The sequence below is a fragment of the Agrobacterium sp. SORGH_AS_0440 genome (assembly GCF_031453135.1).
Taxonomy (GTDB): Bacteria; Pseudomonadota; Alphaproteobacteria; order Rhizobiales; family Rhizobiaceae; genus Agrobacterium; species Agrobacterium pusense.
In genome coordinates, this window is sequence record NZ_JAVIYR010000001.1 from 831423 (window position 1) to 847115 (window position 15693).

The window sequence follows — 15693 nt, forward strand, 5'->3', positions numbered from 1 at the left end:
GCGGCGGTTTGGAGGCTTTAACGGAACGCCCGGCAGCGGCGTTCCGTGACCATCACCAAGCAATCATGGAGGAGAATAAATGCTCGATATCAGCCCCGGAACCAAGATCGACACGGCCCTTGCGAAGCTCGAAGGAGCGCTGGCGAAAGGCGACGTGGACGCCGCCGCCAACCTGTTTCAGGCGGATTGCTACTGGCGAGATCTGGTGACCTTTACCTGGAACCTGAAGACCCTCGAAGGCCGCGAGCAGGTCCGCGACATGCTTTCCAGCCAGCTTGCCGCAACCAAACCGTCCAACTTTGTGCAGGACACCAGGGAGGCCGCCTCCGAAGCGGTCGGCGTTACCGAAGGCTGGTTCGAATTCGAAACGGGGGTTGCCCGCGGCTATGGCCATATCCGTTTGAAGGATGGTCTGATCTGGACCCTCTTGACCACCATGACCGAACTGAAGGGCCATGAGGAGCCGAAGGGCTTCCGCCGCCCGATGGGGGCGGAGCACGGCCATGACAGAAACCGCACGACCTGGAAGGAAAAGCGCGAAAGCGAGGCGGCGGAACTCGGTTACACGTCCCAGCCCTATGTCGTCATCATCGGTGGCGGCCAAGGCGGGATCGCGCTCGGCGCACGCCTTCGCCAGCTCGGCGTTCCGACGATCATCATAGAGAAGAACGAGCGGCCCGGTGACAGCTGGCGCAAGCGCTACAAGTCACTCTGCCTGCACGACCCTGTGTGGTACGATCACCTTCCTTACATTCCCTTCCCGGAAAACTGGCCGGTATTCACCCCAAAAGACAAGGTGGGCGACTGGCTGGAAATGTACACCAAGGTGATGGAACTGAATTACTGGGGCTCCACGACCTGCAAATCCGCCCAATACGACGAGAAGACCGGCGAATGGACCGTCGTCGTCGATCGCGACGGCAGAGAGGTCGTCCTCAAGCCGAAGCAGCTCGTGCTGGCAACCGGTATGTCGGGCAAGGCCAATGTGCCGAAATTCCCCGGTCAGGACATCTTCAAGGGCGAGCAACAGCATTCTTCCCAGCATCCGGGTCCGGATGCCTATGCCGGCAAGAAGGTGGTCGTCATCGGCTCCAACAACTCGGCCCACGATATCTGCGCAGCGCTCTGGGAAGCCGGCGCCGATGTCACCATGCTGCAGCGCTCGTCTACCCATATCGTCAAGTCGGACTCGCTGATGGAGATCGGCCTTGGCGATCTTTATTCCGAGCGGGCGGTTCAGGGCGGCATGACGACGCGCAAGGCCGATCTGATCTTTGCGTCGCTGCCCTACCGGATCATGCATGAGTTCCAGATCCCGATCTACAACAGGATTCGGGAAAGGGATGCCGAGTTCTACCAGGCGCTCGAAAAGGCCGGTTTCATGCTCGACTTCGGCGACGACGATTCGGGCCTGTTCATGAAATACCTGCGGAGGGGGTCGGGATATTACATCGACGTGGGGGCCTGCGATCTGGTCATCGACGGTTCGATCAAACTGAAGTCGGGCGTCGACGTCTCGCATCTGACAGAGAACGCAGTCGTCCTGAAGGATGGGACGGAGCTGCCGGCTGACCTCGTGGTCTACGCCACCGGCTACGGTTCAATGAACGGCTGGGCCGCCGATCTCATCTCGCGCGACGTGGCGGACAAGGTCGGAAAATGCTGGGGCCTCGGCTCCAACACCACCAAGGATCCGGGCCCCTGGGAAGGCGAGCAGCGCAACATGTGGAAACCGACACAGCAGGAAGCCCTGTGGTTTCACGGCGGCAACCTGCATCAGTCACGCCATTATTCCCAATATCTGTCACTGCAGTTGAAAGCCCGCCAGGTGGGCATCGAGACACCCATATACGGAATGACCAAGCCGCATCACCTGGCCTAAGCACAAAAAGAGCGTCGGCTTTACCGGCGCTCTTTTTGTAAGCATCCTCCGGTGTTGAGTTAAATGGCCGGCCCTATCCTTCACGCTTGAAGAAATTGCCCGCCATGCAAACGTATCGAAGGCGACAATCTACTCGCGCGTTGCAAACAAGGAAGAACTCATCGAAGCGGTAATCCAGCGAGAATCCGACCTCACGATCACCGGCGGGCAGTTTCGAGCGTCCGAGTCACTGTCGATCAAGGAAGCTTTGATCGCTTTCGGCACGCGCTATCTTAATTTCATCAATGGACGTGAACTGCACGGATGGGACAGATTGACCGCGTCGGCATCAACGGCCCATCCTGATCTACCGCGCAAATTTTTCGACGCTGGCCCCGGCCGCGGCCAGAAAATGCTCACCGAGATTATCGCAAAGGCTTTGTCCAAAGATGAACTGTGTGCTCTTGATCCCGGCGTCGCTGCGGAAGACCTGACCGGACTGTGGCTGGGTTTTGTCAATCTGGAGATAAAGCTCGGAGCCCGCCAGCCTCTGACGGACGCCGAGATCCAGCACAAGGTTGCAAGGGGCGTGGACCTCTTTCTCAAGATCTACGGACCTTCAGACACGGTTTCACGCTGAGCAAGACCAAGTCACTCCCGGAAAATTGAACCGCGTGTCGGCAATTCCCTGGCCCGTCTTAAAACCTGACGGTCAGTCCTGCCGTGCCGACAATACTGTAGCTGCTGCCGAAACTGACGAGACTTGTGTTGACGCCCACTTGCCCGTGGATGGCGTATCTTTCGTTACCCCAGGCATATGTCCCGCCGATCCCGAGACCACCCCAAAGGTTGTCCTGGGTGTTGACGAGCGCCGTGCCGGCGACCTCGGTCCTGCTATCCGGCAGACCGTTGTAGTAGAAATTGCCAATGCCATAAGCATGGATGCGGCTGGTGTCGCCGCCCTCATCCTTCCAGCTGTTCTGGTAGTCGGTCGAAAGGCCCAGCCGGATAGTAAGATCGTCACCCTCGTCCAGCGAAACGGCGGCGCCATAGACGTCGGTAAAACGATCATACGTAACGTTGGAATAAGTAAGTTGCGCCTGCGGAGTCATCGACCAATTGTCGGCAAGTGCGATCTGCTGGCCGGCCTCGACGCCAATCGCATAGCCAAAGCCGCCATTGTCCGATGCCAGACGGGTTGCCGCGGTTGAGGAATCAAGTCTGCTGTCATACCAGGTCAGGCTGGCCTGGGCATCAAGGTAAAAGCCGCCAGATCCGTACCAGGTCAACGATCCACCCACACCATAGCCGTCGCTGCTGATTGAACCGTTTCCGAAAACCGAAGTCACGTCACCTGCAATGGTGCCATATCGTACCGATAGCCCCCCGAAAAGATTGCCTGCCTCGCCTGAAAACAGCTCCTGGTCGAGGCCGGCCTGCAATTGCCATGTGTCGATGTCGAGGTTGGCGCCGGTGGTGGAGAACCGGGAATCCATGCTGGCGTGGCGGCCGACAATGCGGCCCCATATGCCGGTTTTGTCCTCAGCTGCTTCGGTCAACGCGCCTGTCTCGCTCGTGCCGGTCATCCATGAACGGTTGCCGACGCGCTGCTGCAATGTTTCAGGCTCGTTGAGCCCCTGCAGCGCCGCGGCGTAGACCTCGTAGACCGGGGCTCCCGCCTGGTATAGCGGACCAGTCGGAACGCTGCCATCGAGCAATGCCGACCGCAGATACCAGTCACCGTCGGCGGGTGAGCTTATGCCCCCCTGGTAGAGACGATAGGCATAGGCTCCAGCAACGACGGCAGCGTCCCCCTCGAAGGTATAGTTCCCAAGCAGGTGGAAATCGCCCGTGGATACGCCGCCGACATCGACGATTTTGATGCCTTCGCTGGTCTGCGCACCGACGCCGCCGAGATTGATGACGCGAACATTTGTGCTGCCCGACGCACCACCGGTTACCACCAGCAAATCCGTGGCCGAATTGTCGCCGCCCAGAACCGTTTCGATTTCCAGCACGCCGCCATTGCCGGCATAATCGCCGGCGACTGTAAGGGTGCCGATCGAATTGCCCGGCGCGATGGTTCCGCCGGCAAAATTCGCCGTAGTCCCTACCTGACCAACGCCCTGCAACCGTCCGCCTATGACTTCGATCGACCCGCCAAGCACACCATTAACCGAAAGGATGCCACCATACACCCTGGAGACACCCGAGAGGCCTGAACTATCGGCACTGAGAATGGTCTGCCCGGGACCCACCTGCCAAACGCCACCCGTCCCGGTAATCGTCCCGCCGAAGGTCACTATGTCGGAGCGATTGAAAGCCAGGACGCCGCTGTTGTCGACATTTCCGAGGATGCTGCCGCGCGTCCCGCCATCGCCCAGCTGCAGGACGCCGGCTGCAATCGTCGTACCGCCGCCATAACTATTGGCACCCGTGAGCGTCAGCGTGCCCGGGCCGTCCTTCGTAAGACTACCCGGTCCGGTCATTACCGGAGCGACGCGGATATTGTGACCGTTGGTATCAATGATACCGCCGCCGGAACCCAGGGTGACCTGCTGCGCGCCATAATTGCTGAAAAAATTCGTATTGTCTCGGATGGCGCGGACAATGCCGCCATTAACGGTGACGTTCGCCGTGCCCAGCCCGCCTCGGAAACCGCTGGTTTCCAGAACCCCGCGCGCGCCCGGCGCACCCAGCACATTCAGCGTGCCGCTGGCCGTGGTGTCCGATATGCCAAGATAGACGCCGCTGTTCGCGTAGACCCTTGCGCCATCGTCGATGGTCATGACGCCGGTTCCGTAATTGCCCAGGTTAAGGTTGAAGCTGGTCATTTCCCAGTTCGATCCCGCGCCGGTGACGGTGACGTTGCCATTGCCGCCGGAATTGGCGCCCACATAGCCCTGGCTGCTGGTCAGGCTGGCGCCGTCTTCGATCCGCAGATCGCCTTGGCTGAACAACCCCACCGTGAACTGATCCGTGACGGTCCAGGACGAGCCCGACGTTAGAAGGGCCTCTCCGTATCCGCTGATACCGATAATGGCGTCATAGCTTGAGATTGTGGCACTATCGGAAAGCTCAACATTGCCTTGCCCCCATGAACCGACGCTGACCCGCCCGGCGATAGAAACATGACCACCCTGCGTGACGTTCAGAGTACCGGCCCCCTCCTCTCCGATATTCAGGTCCTGCCGGAGAGACCAGCTGGATGCAGTGCCGGAACCGTCATCGCCCGAAACCGTCACGATGCCGATGCCGCCGGTGCTGGCGCCGATGTAGCCGGTTTCCCCGGTCACGAGCCCACCTGCCAGGATGTCGAGGGTTCCTCGGCCATATTGCCCGATGACGACATTCCCCAGATTGTCCCATCGCGAATCCTGGCCCGAGACCGTTACGACGCCAAATCCTCCCGCATCGCCGCCGACGTAGCCTGCGTTGTTCGTCAATATGCTGCCATTGAAAACGGTCAAGCTGCCGAAATTGGTAAAACCGATGTCCAGGTCGACACTGCCATCGACGAGCGCGGGATCCGATGGTGTGCTGTCGCCGCCAATCGATACCTGTGCCCAGGCGGGCGAAAGCGTCGCCTGCGCCACGACCAACAGTGCCGTCGACATGAGGCATTGGCGGGGTGCACGAACGTTATGGAGGAAACGGCTTTTCTGCATCGCAGACCTAGTTGAAAAATTGAACCAAGCAACAGCGATGGTGGGAGGATTATGCTTAACAAATCACTAACTTCACTTCTCGCCGATTGGCAAGTTGCAAAGAAATCGCTATTTCTGAAAATATCAACTCTTGATTGCGGTTCGTGGATACCGCAGAAGCCATTCCCGAAATCGAGTGAGCAGCTCAGCCGGACACGTGTGGTGCGTAAGGCCGGCGTTGCACCAACGAAACGAGCGACAGTCGCCTCATCGATCCGGAAAAGCCTTTGCGCTCCTCGCCGGGCCGGCTGGACGTCAGGTTTCCCTGAGGTCGCCAATCAGTGTCGGCACCAGCTCTCCGACCGTTGGATGGATTGGCACCGCCCAGCGCAGTTCTTCAGTTGTGGCCCCCAGGTTGATGGCGTCGAGCACGCCATAGACCGCCTCGTCACCTCCGACCCCCAGGAAAGCGGCACCGAGTATCCGGTCGGTTTCGGCGTCGGCGACGAGTTTCATGAGGCCAAGCGTTTCACCTTTCTCGACGGCCCGGCCGACGCGGCTCATCGGTCGGGTCGAGACCTTGATCCGGTGACCGGCCTCCTTCGCCTGACGCTCCGTCATGCCAACGCGTCCGAGCGGCGGATCAATGTAGAGGCCGTAACCGAGGGTGCGGTCTGACACTTTTCGGTTGCCGCCATCAAGGAGGTTTGCCGCGACGATCTCGAAATCATTGTAGGACGTATGCGTGAATGCGCCTCGCCCGTTGCAGTCACCAAGGGCCCAAATGCCTTCTGCGGTGGTCTGCAAGCGCTCATCCACCGTGATGAAGCCGCGTCGATCAGTCTCGATGCCAGCAAGATCGAGACCGAGATCATCGGTGTTCGGCCGCCGTCCGAGGGCGACCAGGACATGGCTCCCACTGACTTCGCCCTGATCGGTCCGCACGACGACGCCCACATCTTCCTTGGTGAAGGACAGGAGTCTGCGGTTCAAAAGAACCTCGATGCCATCCCTACTCAGAATCTCCGCAATGGCTTGCGAGATATCGGTATCCTCCCTGGGCGCCAGTTGCTGCCCACGCTCAATGACCGTAACCTCGGCGCCGAAGCGCCGATACATCTGGGCGAATTCCAGTCCGATGTAACTGCCACCAAGAACAATCAGATGTTTCGGCAATTTCTCGAGCGCGATCACCGACGTGCTCGTGAGGTATGGCACGTCCTCAAGGCCAGGAATGTCGGGGATGTGTGGCCGCGCGCCGACATTTATAAAAATCTGCGGCGCAGTATAGTCTGTCCCGTCCACGGACACGGCCTTCGCACCGACGAATTTGGCCTGGCCGTGGATCACATCCATCGTCTCGAGACTGTCAAACCAGGATGCCAAACCGTTTCTCGCATCAAGGGTCACCTTCCTGGCGCGGGCCGCTACGGCCGGCATGTTCACTATCGGCTCACCGCTGATGGTGACGCCGAATTCGGATGCGCGCCGCGCAACCTCCGCGGTCTTGGCGCTGGCGACCAATGCCTTGGTCGGCATGCACCCGGCGTTGACACAGGTGCCGCCAAGATATTTGCGTTCGATCAGGACCACCTTGCGGCCCATCGCCGCCATGCGGGCGGCAAGGAATGGTCCGGCCTGACCGGCCCCGATGAAGATCGCGTCATACTCCCTCATGACACGGACACCACGACGATCAGTGCGAGCAGGATGGCGACCGCATCCTCGATCAGGGCGGCGGGAAGGTCGCGGCCGAAATGCCTGGCGAGATAAGCGCGGCCGGATGCACCGCCGAAGGTTCCGACGACGGCGCCGATGACCCCCGCGAGAAGCCCGGGAACCACCATTCCTGCAGTTGCGGCGACCGTCGCACCGCTGAGAGCGCCCATTATAACCCGTGCTCCGAACTGAACGGGTACCTTGCGTGAGGGCGTGCCGGGAAGCTGGTCGGCAATCAGTTCCACGATGGCAAGCACAGTCAAAATCGCCGCAGCCCAGAGCGAGCCCATGAAAGAGAGAACGCTTGGAGAAATATCGAACCACCCGAGATAAGCGCCCCAGGAGACTGCGGCCGGGGCAGTCATGGTGCGCAGACCGGCGACAAGCCCTATCAGCACTGCGAGAAGAATGAGCATTCAGATCCCCCTAAGCTAAGTCGGCATGCCGCGGCGCCCGGCTGATGCGCAGTTGACAGTTCCCTTGCCCGTCTGGGCCGTCCTCGGTCGACACGTCCGAAGTAAAGCCGCAAGATCGGCCGCGACGGCGTCCCGGATTGATCCTCAACTTGCCGTTACCTGCCGGACAGATCGCAACCGTACCATGGCGCGCCAGTTTGGTCGACAGGGCCGCTACGTGGTGCCGTGAGCCAGCGCCCCGTCGTTTCGGTTGTTTGAGGTCCTGCAAATTTGTTGAAAGGGGGCACGCTATCTGCTTTCGGCAGGCCCTTAATTTTTTCCCGAAGAACAGTGCCGCCCCGGGCACGGGCACGTCTTGCAGTAATCCAGTCCGTCGATCAGATATCGGATACAACAGACGCGGCGGAGCCGCTCCGGCTGGCCATCGCTTTCAGGGTAAAGGATAGGTCTGAAAAGCGGGTTACGTGAGCCATCTGCCATCTGAGGCAGTTCAAGCAATGCCAGTGCATCCGCGACGCCTGCACCAGGGCAATCATTAACCACGGCGTAACCGCGGGCGATACCTTCGAACAGGTTGCCCGCATTTGACCAAAGGACGTTGCGAGACAGCCCGCTCACCTCGGACACAGCTCGGATAACTGCTTCGATATTGCCCCTGATCAGAAAATCGAAACGGTCCTCTGCGGACTTCGCTCGGACCGGGTGGCCGAAATCAGTCAGGCCGAGCGAAACGACCTCCCCTTCACCGCTTATTTCGATGCTCAAGTCCGCCGGCGTCAGAGTTACCCGCCAATCCAGTAACATGGCTGCGGTGGCAATCGGTCTCATCACCTTTGCGAAGTACCGCTTTGACCACTCCCCGGCAACGGCGGCAATGGGCGCGTTCGCCCCGTGGCGGCGACCGTAACTGTTGAGGACAGCCAAAAGACAATCGGGCTCCAGCAATTCAGTGAAAGCCAGATCGGCGGGCCGCCTGAGCCGGAAGCAGTCCCGCCATTGCGAATGTGCCGACTGCCGCAGCAATTCGCCAAGAATCTCCGACCTTCGCATACGCTCCCGCAGCCTAAACGAGCCGGATGACAATCTGGCGAGCCAGATGCTGCAGTGAGGCCGTGGAGCCGAATGGCCAGGATGGCATGCCGGTCAAACGGACATTTCCTTGCGCTACGACCGGCAACATGGGCCAGAGCGAAGCATTGAGAAGATCAGCCGGAACGGTCTCGCCAAGGATGAACAAGGTGCTGTCGCTCCCAAGGGAGGCAAGTCCTTCAAGATCGATTGTCGTAAAACCGAAAGGTTGCGCTGACATTTCAATGCCATCGGCAAAGCCGATCTTCCTGAGAAGGCCGGAAATTGCGGCGTTGGGCGCAAAGACGCGCAACCGCGGGACGCCAGGCAACGGTTGCGCCACGACCAGCTTGCGGCCTGCCACCTGCCCGGCATTGGCGCGATTTCAGGTTTTCGATCTCATCATCAAAACGTCCGAGGAGCCTTGCGACGTCATCCGATCGCGAAAGCGCTGCGCCCGCCTGACGGGCGCTCTGACAGACGCTCACCAGCATGTCACCGCCATTTTCCTGATCATCGATCAGATGAACCGGAGCGATCTCACCGAGCGCATGAGCGATGGACGCGTGCCGATACCGCGACGTCAAGATGAGGTCAGGCAGCAGTTTGCGGACCGCCTCGAGGCTGGGCTGCTGTCGTCGTCCGACGTCGACGGCATCGGAGAGGCCTTCATTTGCGACATCGACCCATGTTCTGTACCCGGAGATTTCCGCGCATCCAGCCGGCGATATTCCAAGGGAAAGCGCAATCTCGGTGGCAGTCCAATCGAGCGTGACCAGGCGTGAGGGTCCTGAGGCGGCAAGCGACCCTGGCGCCGCAATCAAAGCCACCGCGCCACTCAAGAACGATCGTCTGCCTATACCCGCTACCACTTCACGCTCACTGTTCCGACAACAGTCAAACCCTGCCCGTAATAGCACTGCGTGGTGGTGTTGCAACCGGCGACGTAGGTCTTGTCTCCGAGATTGTAGCCGTTGAGCTGGAACGAATAGCGATCATGTTCGTAACGGGCAAAGGCATCGACCAGCGTATAACCGGGAACGAAGAATGAGTTCGCGGTATCCCCGGCAGTCTTGCCGATGCGTCGGACACCACCACCGACTGTCAGCTTGCCGTTCCAGCTGTCCGGCATCGGCAGATCATAACTCACGAACAGCGACTGCTGCTGCTTTGGAACGGTATACGGCATTTTCCCGATCTGGGTGGGCGTCTGGCTCTCGGTTACCACAGGATCCTGCCAGCTCGCCGCCGCAGTAACATTGAGACTGTCCCAAAGGGTGGCGTTGGCCTCCAGTTCGATCCCGCGGACGCGCACCTCGTCAGTCTGGTAATAAACGCCTGCAACACGGTTGACGACATTCTGCTGCGTCGCCTCGAAGCCGGAAAGAGTAAGGCTGAAGTCCTCGCCCTGTGGCGCAAATTTCACGCCGATTTCCTTCAGCTCGCCCTTGGTTGGCTTCAGCGGCGTTGGCGCCAATGTCAGCACCGGGGAGAAGGACGTGGAATAAAGCGCGTAGGGCACAAGGCCGTTATCAAGGACATAAGCGGCACCGACCCTGCCGGTGAAGGCTCTATCGTCCTGCCGGTATCGGGTGGTAAGACCGCTGGCAAGCGTGGTGCTGTCGGAATCGTTGCTGACATGGTCCTGGCGGCCGCCAACCGTCAGTCGAAGCCCGCCGAGTTCCATTTGATCCTGGAGATAGAAACCGACCTGACGCTGCGTCTGATCAAGACGTGTCGTCAGTGCTGCCGGCTGCACGCCAATGCCGTAGACCGGATTGAACAGGTCGAGTGTGGGGCCACTGCGCGATCCTGTCCTGTTCACAAGGTTTTGCCACTGCACGTCGATACCGCCGAGAAGCGTATGGCTGATTGGCCCACTGTCGAACTTGTACTCAAGATTGGTATCCAGCGCCACGGCGTTGAGCGTTGGCTGCGCATTGTAAACGAGGCGTGAAAGCGTGCGCTGGTTGGCGGAAAGGCCGTTGCCGAAAAGGTTTTGATAATTGACGTCCAGATATGAGTACCGGAAATTCTGGCGTAGAACGAGATCGTCGTTAATTGCGTGTTCGAACCGATATCCAATATAGGCCGTTTCCTTGTCGTAAATCGCCAACGAGGGATCGCCGTCCGAAAAGCTGCGCGGTATCGTCAAACCGAGACTATTGGAATAGATGCTCCCGAGTGCTGGAATAAGCGAAGGCACCTGGCCGGCGTCATCCTTCATATAGGCGCCATAAACCGTGAGACTGGTATCTTCATCCGGCGACCACCTGACTGTCGGGCTGATGGCGAAACGGTCGTTCTTGCCGAAATCGTTCATTGTTTCGCTATCGCGGATAATGCCTTCCAGGCGATAGGTAAGATTTGAATCCGCACCGACAGGGCCCGTGACGTCAAACCCTGCTTCCTTCTGATTATAACTTCCGAAGCGCGCGTAGACTTCTCCGCCAGCGGTCTCTGACGGATCCTTGCTGATCATGTTGACGACGCCGCCGACATTCGTTTGTCCAAAAAGCGCCGAACTTGGTCCGCGCAGCACTTCCACGCGATTAAGGAAGTAGGGTTCCACTCGAAAGCCGGCATAGCCACCGGTCTGGTTTGCAATCTGCGGCACGCGCAAGCCGTCGAGATAGAGATCGGCGCTAAAGCCGCGGATGCTGAAGTAATCCGAACGGGGGTCGTTACCGTAGCGTTGGCCGTTGACGTTCGCGCTATAGAGCAGGCTGTCCGCCACCGTCTGCACGGCTCGATCCGTCATCGCGCCACGGGTAATCACGGAGACGGATTGCGGCGTCTCGGCAATCGCCGTCGTAGTCTTGGTGGCCGAAGCCGATTGCGTCGCAACGTAGCCACGCTGTTCGACACGCGCCCCTTTGGCCGCCGTCTTTCCCTGTACGACGATTGGCTCAAGCACGGTGGACCCATTTGCCTCTTGCGCCTCAACCCTTCCCGGCTGGAGGACAAGCGCTCCCAACGCAACGCCTGACACCAGAAACAGGAGCTGCTGTCTGGTGACGTGGCAGGTTGATGTGCGAAGGCGAGGGTGGATGTTCTGCATTCGAGGACCTGTGATAGGAATACTGCGTAAAGGCTACTCCGGACTGTCCGCAGTGATTTTCTTTTCCCGCACGCTTGGCCGCTTAACTAGACTTTTTTTATCAGCATTGTCAGGTCAAAATCGAGCTCTTGCGGGCCATTTTGTGGCCCGACCCTGTTAAATGATATTATTCTGCTCCATCGGGCCAATTTTTCCTTTTGAAATACGGACGCGACGCGACTATGGCTCTTCCCGTTGGATGCGGCGGCAAGGCCCCCGTGAGGAATCCCATTGCCTGGAAACACGATGAAACAGCCGCAAAGGGCAGCCGATCTTCAAAATGTGCCGCGGCCTGTCGCTGCCATGGCGCGGACCTACGAGCAAAGCGTCGATTTTGGCTGGCACAGCCATCGCCGAGGGCAATTGCTCCAGATCATCGACGGCTTCATGACCGCCCGCACCCCCGACACCTCGTTCATCATCCCCTGTGGTTACGGTTTGCTGATAACGCCGGAGATACCACATGCCGTCCATTCACACGGGCGGGTTTCCATGCAGTCGGTCTATATCGAGCCGGACCCGGGGATCGCCATGCCGTGGGAGCCGCCACGTGTCATCTCGACCTCGACGCTCCTTTCGGCCACGGTTGGAGCGTTCCTGAAGGAACCAACTCTTTATGACGAAAATGGGCGCGGCGGACATCTGGCAGCTCTGATACTCGAAGAAATTGCCAATGCGGAGGAAGGCCCGTTTGCGCTTCCAATGCCAAGTGATAAGCGATTGCAGCGGCTGTGTCGGGATCTTTCCGAAACCCCATCGCTCGATCTTGATATAGACCGCTGGGCAGACAATCTCGGCATGAGCCGGCGCACCATGACCCGGAAATTCCGAATCCAGACGGGCATGAGTTTCGCCGAATGGCGGCGTCGCTTGCGCATGGCGCATGTCATGCGCCGGCAGGCGGAGGGAGCGCGTCTGGAAGAGGCGGCCGCAGACGTCGGTTATCGCAGCCTTTCCTCTCTGCGCAAAGCTATGCGCGAGGCTGCCGGATGACGGGGCTCGCAAGCAAACAGAAGACGGAGATAATCGCCGCACAGGCGATTGGTCTCAGCGTCATCTATGATCAGGCTCAAGCGCTTCGGCAGGTCGATTCAATCGCATTCGAAGGCCGTATTACCGTCATATGCGGCGCGAACGGTTCCGGGAAAAGCACGCTGCTCAAATGCCTCGCCGGGCTCGAACAACCGACGGAGGGCGAGGTCCACCTGGCCGGGCAGCAACTCAACGCTTTGTCACGGCGCACCGTCGCCCGTCAGGTTGCCGTCATGAGCCAGACGCCGGAGGTTCCGATCGGTCTGAGCGTCGAGGAACTCGTTGAACAAGGCCGTTATCCTCATCGCCCCTGGCTGGGACGCCTGTCGACACGGGACCGCGGAATTATCGAAAGCGCCATCTTCCGCGTCGGCCTCCAGGACTTACGTGCGCGTCAACTCACGACCCTCTCCGGCGGTGAAAGGCAGCGCGCCTGGCTGGCCATGGCTCTGGCGCAGGAACCGCGTGTCCTCTTTCTTGATGAACCCACGAGCTTTCTCGACATCAGACATCAGGCCGAGCTGCTGACACTCCTGCGCAAACTCAACTCGGAGGAACGGCTCACGATCATCGCGGTGCTTCACGATCTCAATCAGGTTATGGATGTCGCCGATGACGTCGTCCTGATGCAGAAGGGTGAGGTTCTCGCGGCTGGGCCGACACACAAGGTGCTTCGGGCTGACCTGCTGCGGCAGGCCTTTGAGTGCCACGTCGATCTCGTCCCACACCCCGACGGAAGCGCGCGAACCTATTGCATGGTCGACTGGGTCGGCACCGGCAATCGGCAAAACCGCCCGGCTTCGGCTCAACCATGACTTTGTCTCGCCTCGCCCTTCATCGATTGGCTCCATCCCTTGTCTGGCCCGTTGGCGTGATCCTTTTGCTGCTCCTGGCGGCGCTGGAACTCAGAGTGGGGAGCAGGCTGGTCGGCTGGAGGGACGTGTTTCTTTTTCCGACAGCCCCGGAAACACTCGCGCAGGCAATTCTGGAAACGACCCGGGCGCCCCGTATGGTCGCAGCAATATCAACTGGCGCCGCCCTCGCGCTGGCAGGTTCGGTTCTCCAGACCGTCTTGCGAAACCCTTTGGCGGCTCCGGATATACTGTCCGTTACCAGCGGCGCGCAGCTTTTCCTAGTCATATCAACCTTGTTGCTGCCCTTGGCTCTGCCACCCATCATCGCGACAAGCGCGGGCGGTCTCGCCGGCGCAGCTGCATGTCTCGCGCTGGCAGGCGGCTTTCAAGCCGCGCCCGGCCGGCTGGCTCTTTCGGGTATCGCCGTATCACTTTGTTTTTCCGCCATATCATCGGCCATCGTGCTTCTCGCCGACGAACGGGCGTCCGGTCTGTTGCTCTGGTCCTCCGGTATCCTGGACCAGACCGGATGGGCCAGGGTCGCCACGGCGATCCCCTTGGTGCTCCTGTCTTTCCTGATGCTGATGGTGATGGCGCGCGCCCTGGACTTGCTGGGACTGGGAGATCAGGCCTCGGCCAGTCTCGGGGTGACGCGGGCCGTCACACTTTTCGGTCTGCTCGTCGGCGTTCTTCTCTGCGGCGCCGCCGTTACCCTCGCAGGGCCAATTGGCTTCATCGGCCTTGCAGTCCCGAATGTTTTGCGCGCATTGGGTATAATTCGGCATCATCGCCATCTGCCGCTTTCGATGGTTTGGGGAGCAAACACCCTGCTCCTCGCAGATGTCGTCACGCAGTCCCTCGCGCACAATGGCGCGAGCATACCCACAGGCGTTACGGTTGCCTGCCTTGGTGCACCGGCCATGCTGCTCCTGCTCCGGAAGGCAAAGATCGGGGGAGAGCGCCGAATCGGCTTGCCCGTAGGGATAGCGCCCCCGCCCCTGCCCCTTGCCGCGACAGCACTTGCCGCCTTGGGCCTGATAGTCATCGCGGCAAGTCTCGCGACAGGCGACGGGCTTTCACTGACGATTGCCGAGGTGACGGGAAACCTCGACCTGCGCGCGCCTCGCCTTCTTGTGGCACTTGGCTGTGGTGCATTGCTGGCTGCTGCCGGCACCGTCCTTCAGGCGGTGACACGCAATCCGCTGTGCGGGCCGGAGACGCTGGGCCTTACACAGGGAGCAGCGCTGTTTAGCCTCGTCGCGCTCCTGTTGGGATTTGCGCCAGCAACGCCAACTTTCCAGGCGGTCGCTCTGGCCGGGGCCATTACCGTGCTCTTGCTGCTCCGGTTGCTGGCGCCGAAATATTCTCCCGAGAAATTCGTTCTGGCCGGTGTCGCAATCGCAGCAAGCCTGGGCGCGGCCGCAACGATCATCGTCGTGGAGGCTCGCCTGCAAACGGCTCAGGCACTTTCGTGGCTCATCGGCTCGACGCACGCCCGTGGTTACGCCGACGCAGTCGTACTGGTGCCATGGGTCTTCGCCCTGTCGGCCATCGGCCTGTTGTTCAGCCGTCATCTTGATGCGTTTTTGCTTGGGGACGAAAAAGCCCGCTCACTGGGCCTCGCGACGGGAAATGCGAGCAAATACGCGATGCTCTATGCCGCCGTCGCGGTGGCAATCGCCGTTTCTTCCATCGGAGCCGTCAGTTTCGTTGGCTTGCTCGCGCCCCACGCGGCTCGGCTCCTTACCGGAGCGCGCCATGCCAAAAGCCTTCCTGTCGCGATGGCGCTCGGCGCTGTGATGCTCGCTTTCGCCGACACGATCGGTCGCAGCATTATCGCGCCACTTGAACTTCCGGCGGGCATCATCACCGCAATTATCGGTGCGCCCGCCTTTATGCTGCTGCTCCGTTCCGGATTGAGGTCGCGGTCCTGATCGAATGGAAGAGGTGCAACTCTATGGTCTCGGGTGCTCGACTGCGGGGCGGTAAAATCCGG

12 protein-coding genes and 1 pseudogene are annotated in these 15693 nt (G+C 60.0%); 6 read left to right on the plus strand and 7 right to left on the minus strand.

What is annotated here, in order from left to right; genetic code table 11:
- Positions 1–79 precede the first annotated feature (79 nt).
- The 3 genes and pseudogenes from QE453_RS03855 (at position 80) to QE453_RS03860 (ending at position 2501) form a co-directional block, all read left to right on the plus strand.
- Positions 80–1882: an NAD(P)/FAD-dependent oxidoreductase gene (locus QE453_RS03855; RefSeq protein ID WP_244405676.1), complete on the plus strand. Its 1803-nt coding sequence runs from the start codon at positions 80–82 to the stop codon at positions 1880–1882.
- A 91-nt stretch (positions 1883–1973) separates the two neighbouring features.
- Positions 1974–2042: pseudogene (locus tag QE453_RS25220) on the plus strand (TetR family transcriptional regulator); the annotation flags it as partial.
- Between the two features lie 87 nt (positions 2043–2129).
- Complete coding sequence (locus QE453_RS03860) at positions 2130–2501, plus strand: TetR/AcrR family transcriptional regulator C-terminal domain-containing protein (protein ID WP_309776410.1); 372 nt, start codon at positions 2130–2132, stop codon at positions 2499–2501.
- A 58-nt stretch (positions 2502–2559) separates the two neighbouring features.
- On the opposite strand, the gene QE453_RS03865 is transcribed toward QE453_RS03860, so the two are convergent.
- The 7 genes from QE453_RS03865 to QE453_RS03895 form a co-directional block, all read right to left on the minus strand.
- The gene (locus QE453_RS03865; RefSeq protein ID WP_309776411.1) at positions 2560–5478 is read right to left on the minus strand and encodes an autotransporter outer membrane beta-barrel domain-containing protein; all 2919 of its coding nucleotides are present in this window, start codon (positions 5476–5478) and stop codon (positions 2560–2562) included.
- Between the two features lie 345 nt (positions 5479–5823).
- A complete protein-coding gene (locus tag QE453_RS03870; RefSeq protein ID WP_137069606.1) occupies positions 5824–7185 on the minus strand; it encodes an FAD-containing oxidoreductase in 1362 nt (453 codons plus the stop codon).
- On the minus strand, positions 7182–7643 hold the full coding sequence (locus QE453_RS03875) for a DUF4126 family protein (protein WP_309776412.1): 462 nt from the start codon (positions 7641–7643) through the stop codon (positions 7182–7184). Before QE453_RS03875 ends, QE453_RS03870 begins: the two co-directional genes overlap by 4 nt.
- 309 nt (positions 7644–7952) lie before the next feature.
- On the minus strand, positions 7953–8666 hold the full coding sequence (fhuF, locus tag QE453_RS03880; RefSeq protein WP_309776413.1) for a siderophore-iron reductase FhuF: 714 nt from the start codon (positions 8664–8666) through the stop codon (positions 7953–7955).
- A gap of 40 nt (positions 8667–8706) precedes the next feature.
- Positions 8707–8952, minus strand: a complete 246-nt coding sequence (locus QE453_RS03885; protein WP_309776414.1) for a hypothetical protein — start codon at positions 8950–8952, stop codon at positions 8707–8709.
- 1 nt (position 8953) lies between these two features.
- Positions 8954–9631 carry an ABC transporter substrate-binding protein gene (locus QE453_RS03890; RefSeq protein WP_309776415.1) on the minus strand — a complete coding sequence of 226 codons (678 nt, stop codon included), beginning with the start codon at positions 9629–9631 and terminating at the stop codon, positions 8954–8956.
- Positions 9577–11772 (minus strand): TonB-dependent siderophore receptor, encoded by a 2196-nt coding sequence (locus QE453_RS03895; protein WP_309776416.1) that lies wholly within the window; start codon positions 11770–11772, stop codon positions 9577–9579. The genes QE453_RS03890 and QE453_RS03895 overlap by 55 nt, the downstream gene beginning before the upstream one ends.
- Positions 11773–12057: 285 nt before the next feature.
- On the opposite strand from QE453_RS03895, the gene QE453_RS03900 reads away from it, so the two are divergent.
- From QE453_RS03900 to QE453_RS03910, 3 genes are read left to right on the plus strand one after another with little or no spacing between them, the layout of a single operon-like run.
- The gene (locus QE453_RS03900; RefSeq protein ID WP_035208712.1) at positions 12058–12804 is read left to right on the plus strand and encodes a helix-turn-helix domain-containing protein; all 747 of its coding nucleotides are present in this window, start codon (positions 12058–12060) and stop codon (positions 12802–12804) included.
- Complete coding sequence (locus tag QE453_RS03905) at positions 12801–13658, plus strand: ABC transporter ATP-binding protein (protein WP_309776417.1); 858 nt, start codon at positions 12801–12803, stop codon at positions 13656–13658. The genes QE453_RS03900 and QE453_RS03905 overlap by 4 nt, the downstream gene beginning before the upstream one ends.
- Positions 13659–13714: 56 nt before the next feature.
- Positions 13715–15631, plus strand: a complete 1917-nt coding sequence (locus QE453_RS03910; protein WP_244405656.1) for an iron ABC transporter permease — start codon at positions 13715–13717, stop codon at positions 15629–15631.
- Positions 15632–15693 lie beyond the last annotated feature (62 nt).

Bases quoted from the DNA above. Each gene is read 5' to 3' on its own strand.
- QE453_RS03905 (WP_309776417.1), top strand. From the start codon at position 12,801: ATGACGGGGCTCGCAAGCAAACAGAAGACGGAGATAATCGCCGCACAG.
- QE453_RS03895 (WP_309776416.1), bottom strand. From the start codon at position 11,772: ATGCAGAACATCCACCCTCGCCTTCGCACATCAACCTGCCACGTCACC.
- QE453_RS03875 (WP_309776412.1), bottom strand. From the start codon at position 7,643: ATGCTCATTCTTCTCGCAGTGCTGATAGGGCTTGTCGCCGGTCTGCGC.
- QE453_RS03855 (WP_244405676.1), top strand. From the start codon at position 80: ATGCTCGATATCAGCCCCGGAACCAAGATCGACACGGCCCTTGCGAAG.
- QE453_RS03885 (WP_309776414.1), bottom strand. From the start codon at position 8,952: ATGTCAGCGCAACCTTTCGGTTTTACGACAATCGATCTTGAAGGACTT.
- QE453_RS03870 (WP_137069606.1), bottom strand. From the start codon at position 7,185: ATGAGGGAGTATGACGCGATCTTCATCGGGGCCGGTCAGGCCGGACCA.
- QE453_RS03900 (WP_035208712.1), top strand. From the start codon at position 12,058: ATGAAACAGCCGCAAAGGGCAGCCGATCTTCAAAATGTGCCGCGGCCT.
- QE453_RS03865 (WP_309776411.1), bottom strand. From the start codon at position 5,478: ATGTCGACGGCACTGTTGGTCGTGGCGCAGGCGACGCTTTCGCCCGCC.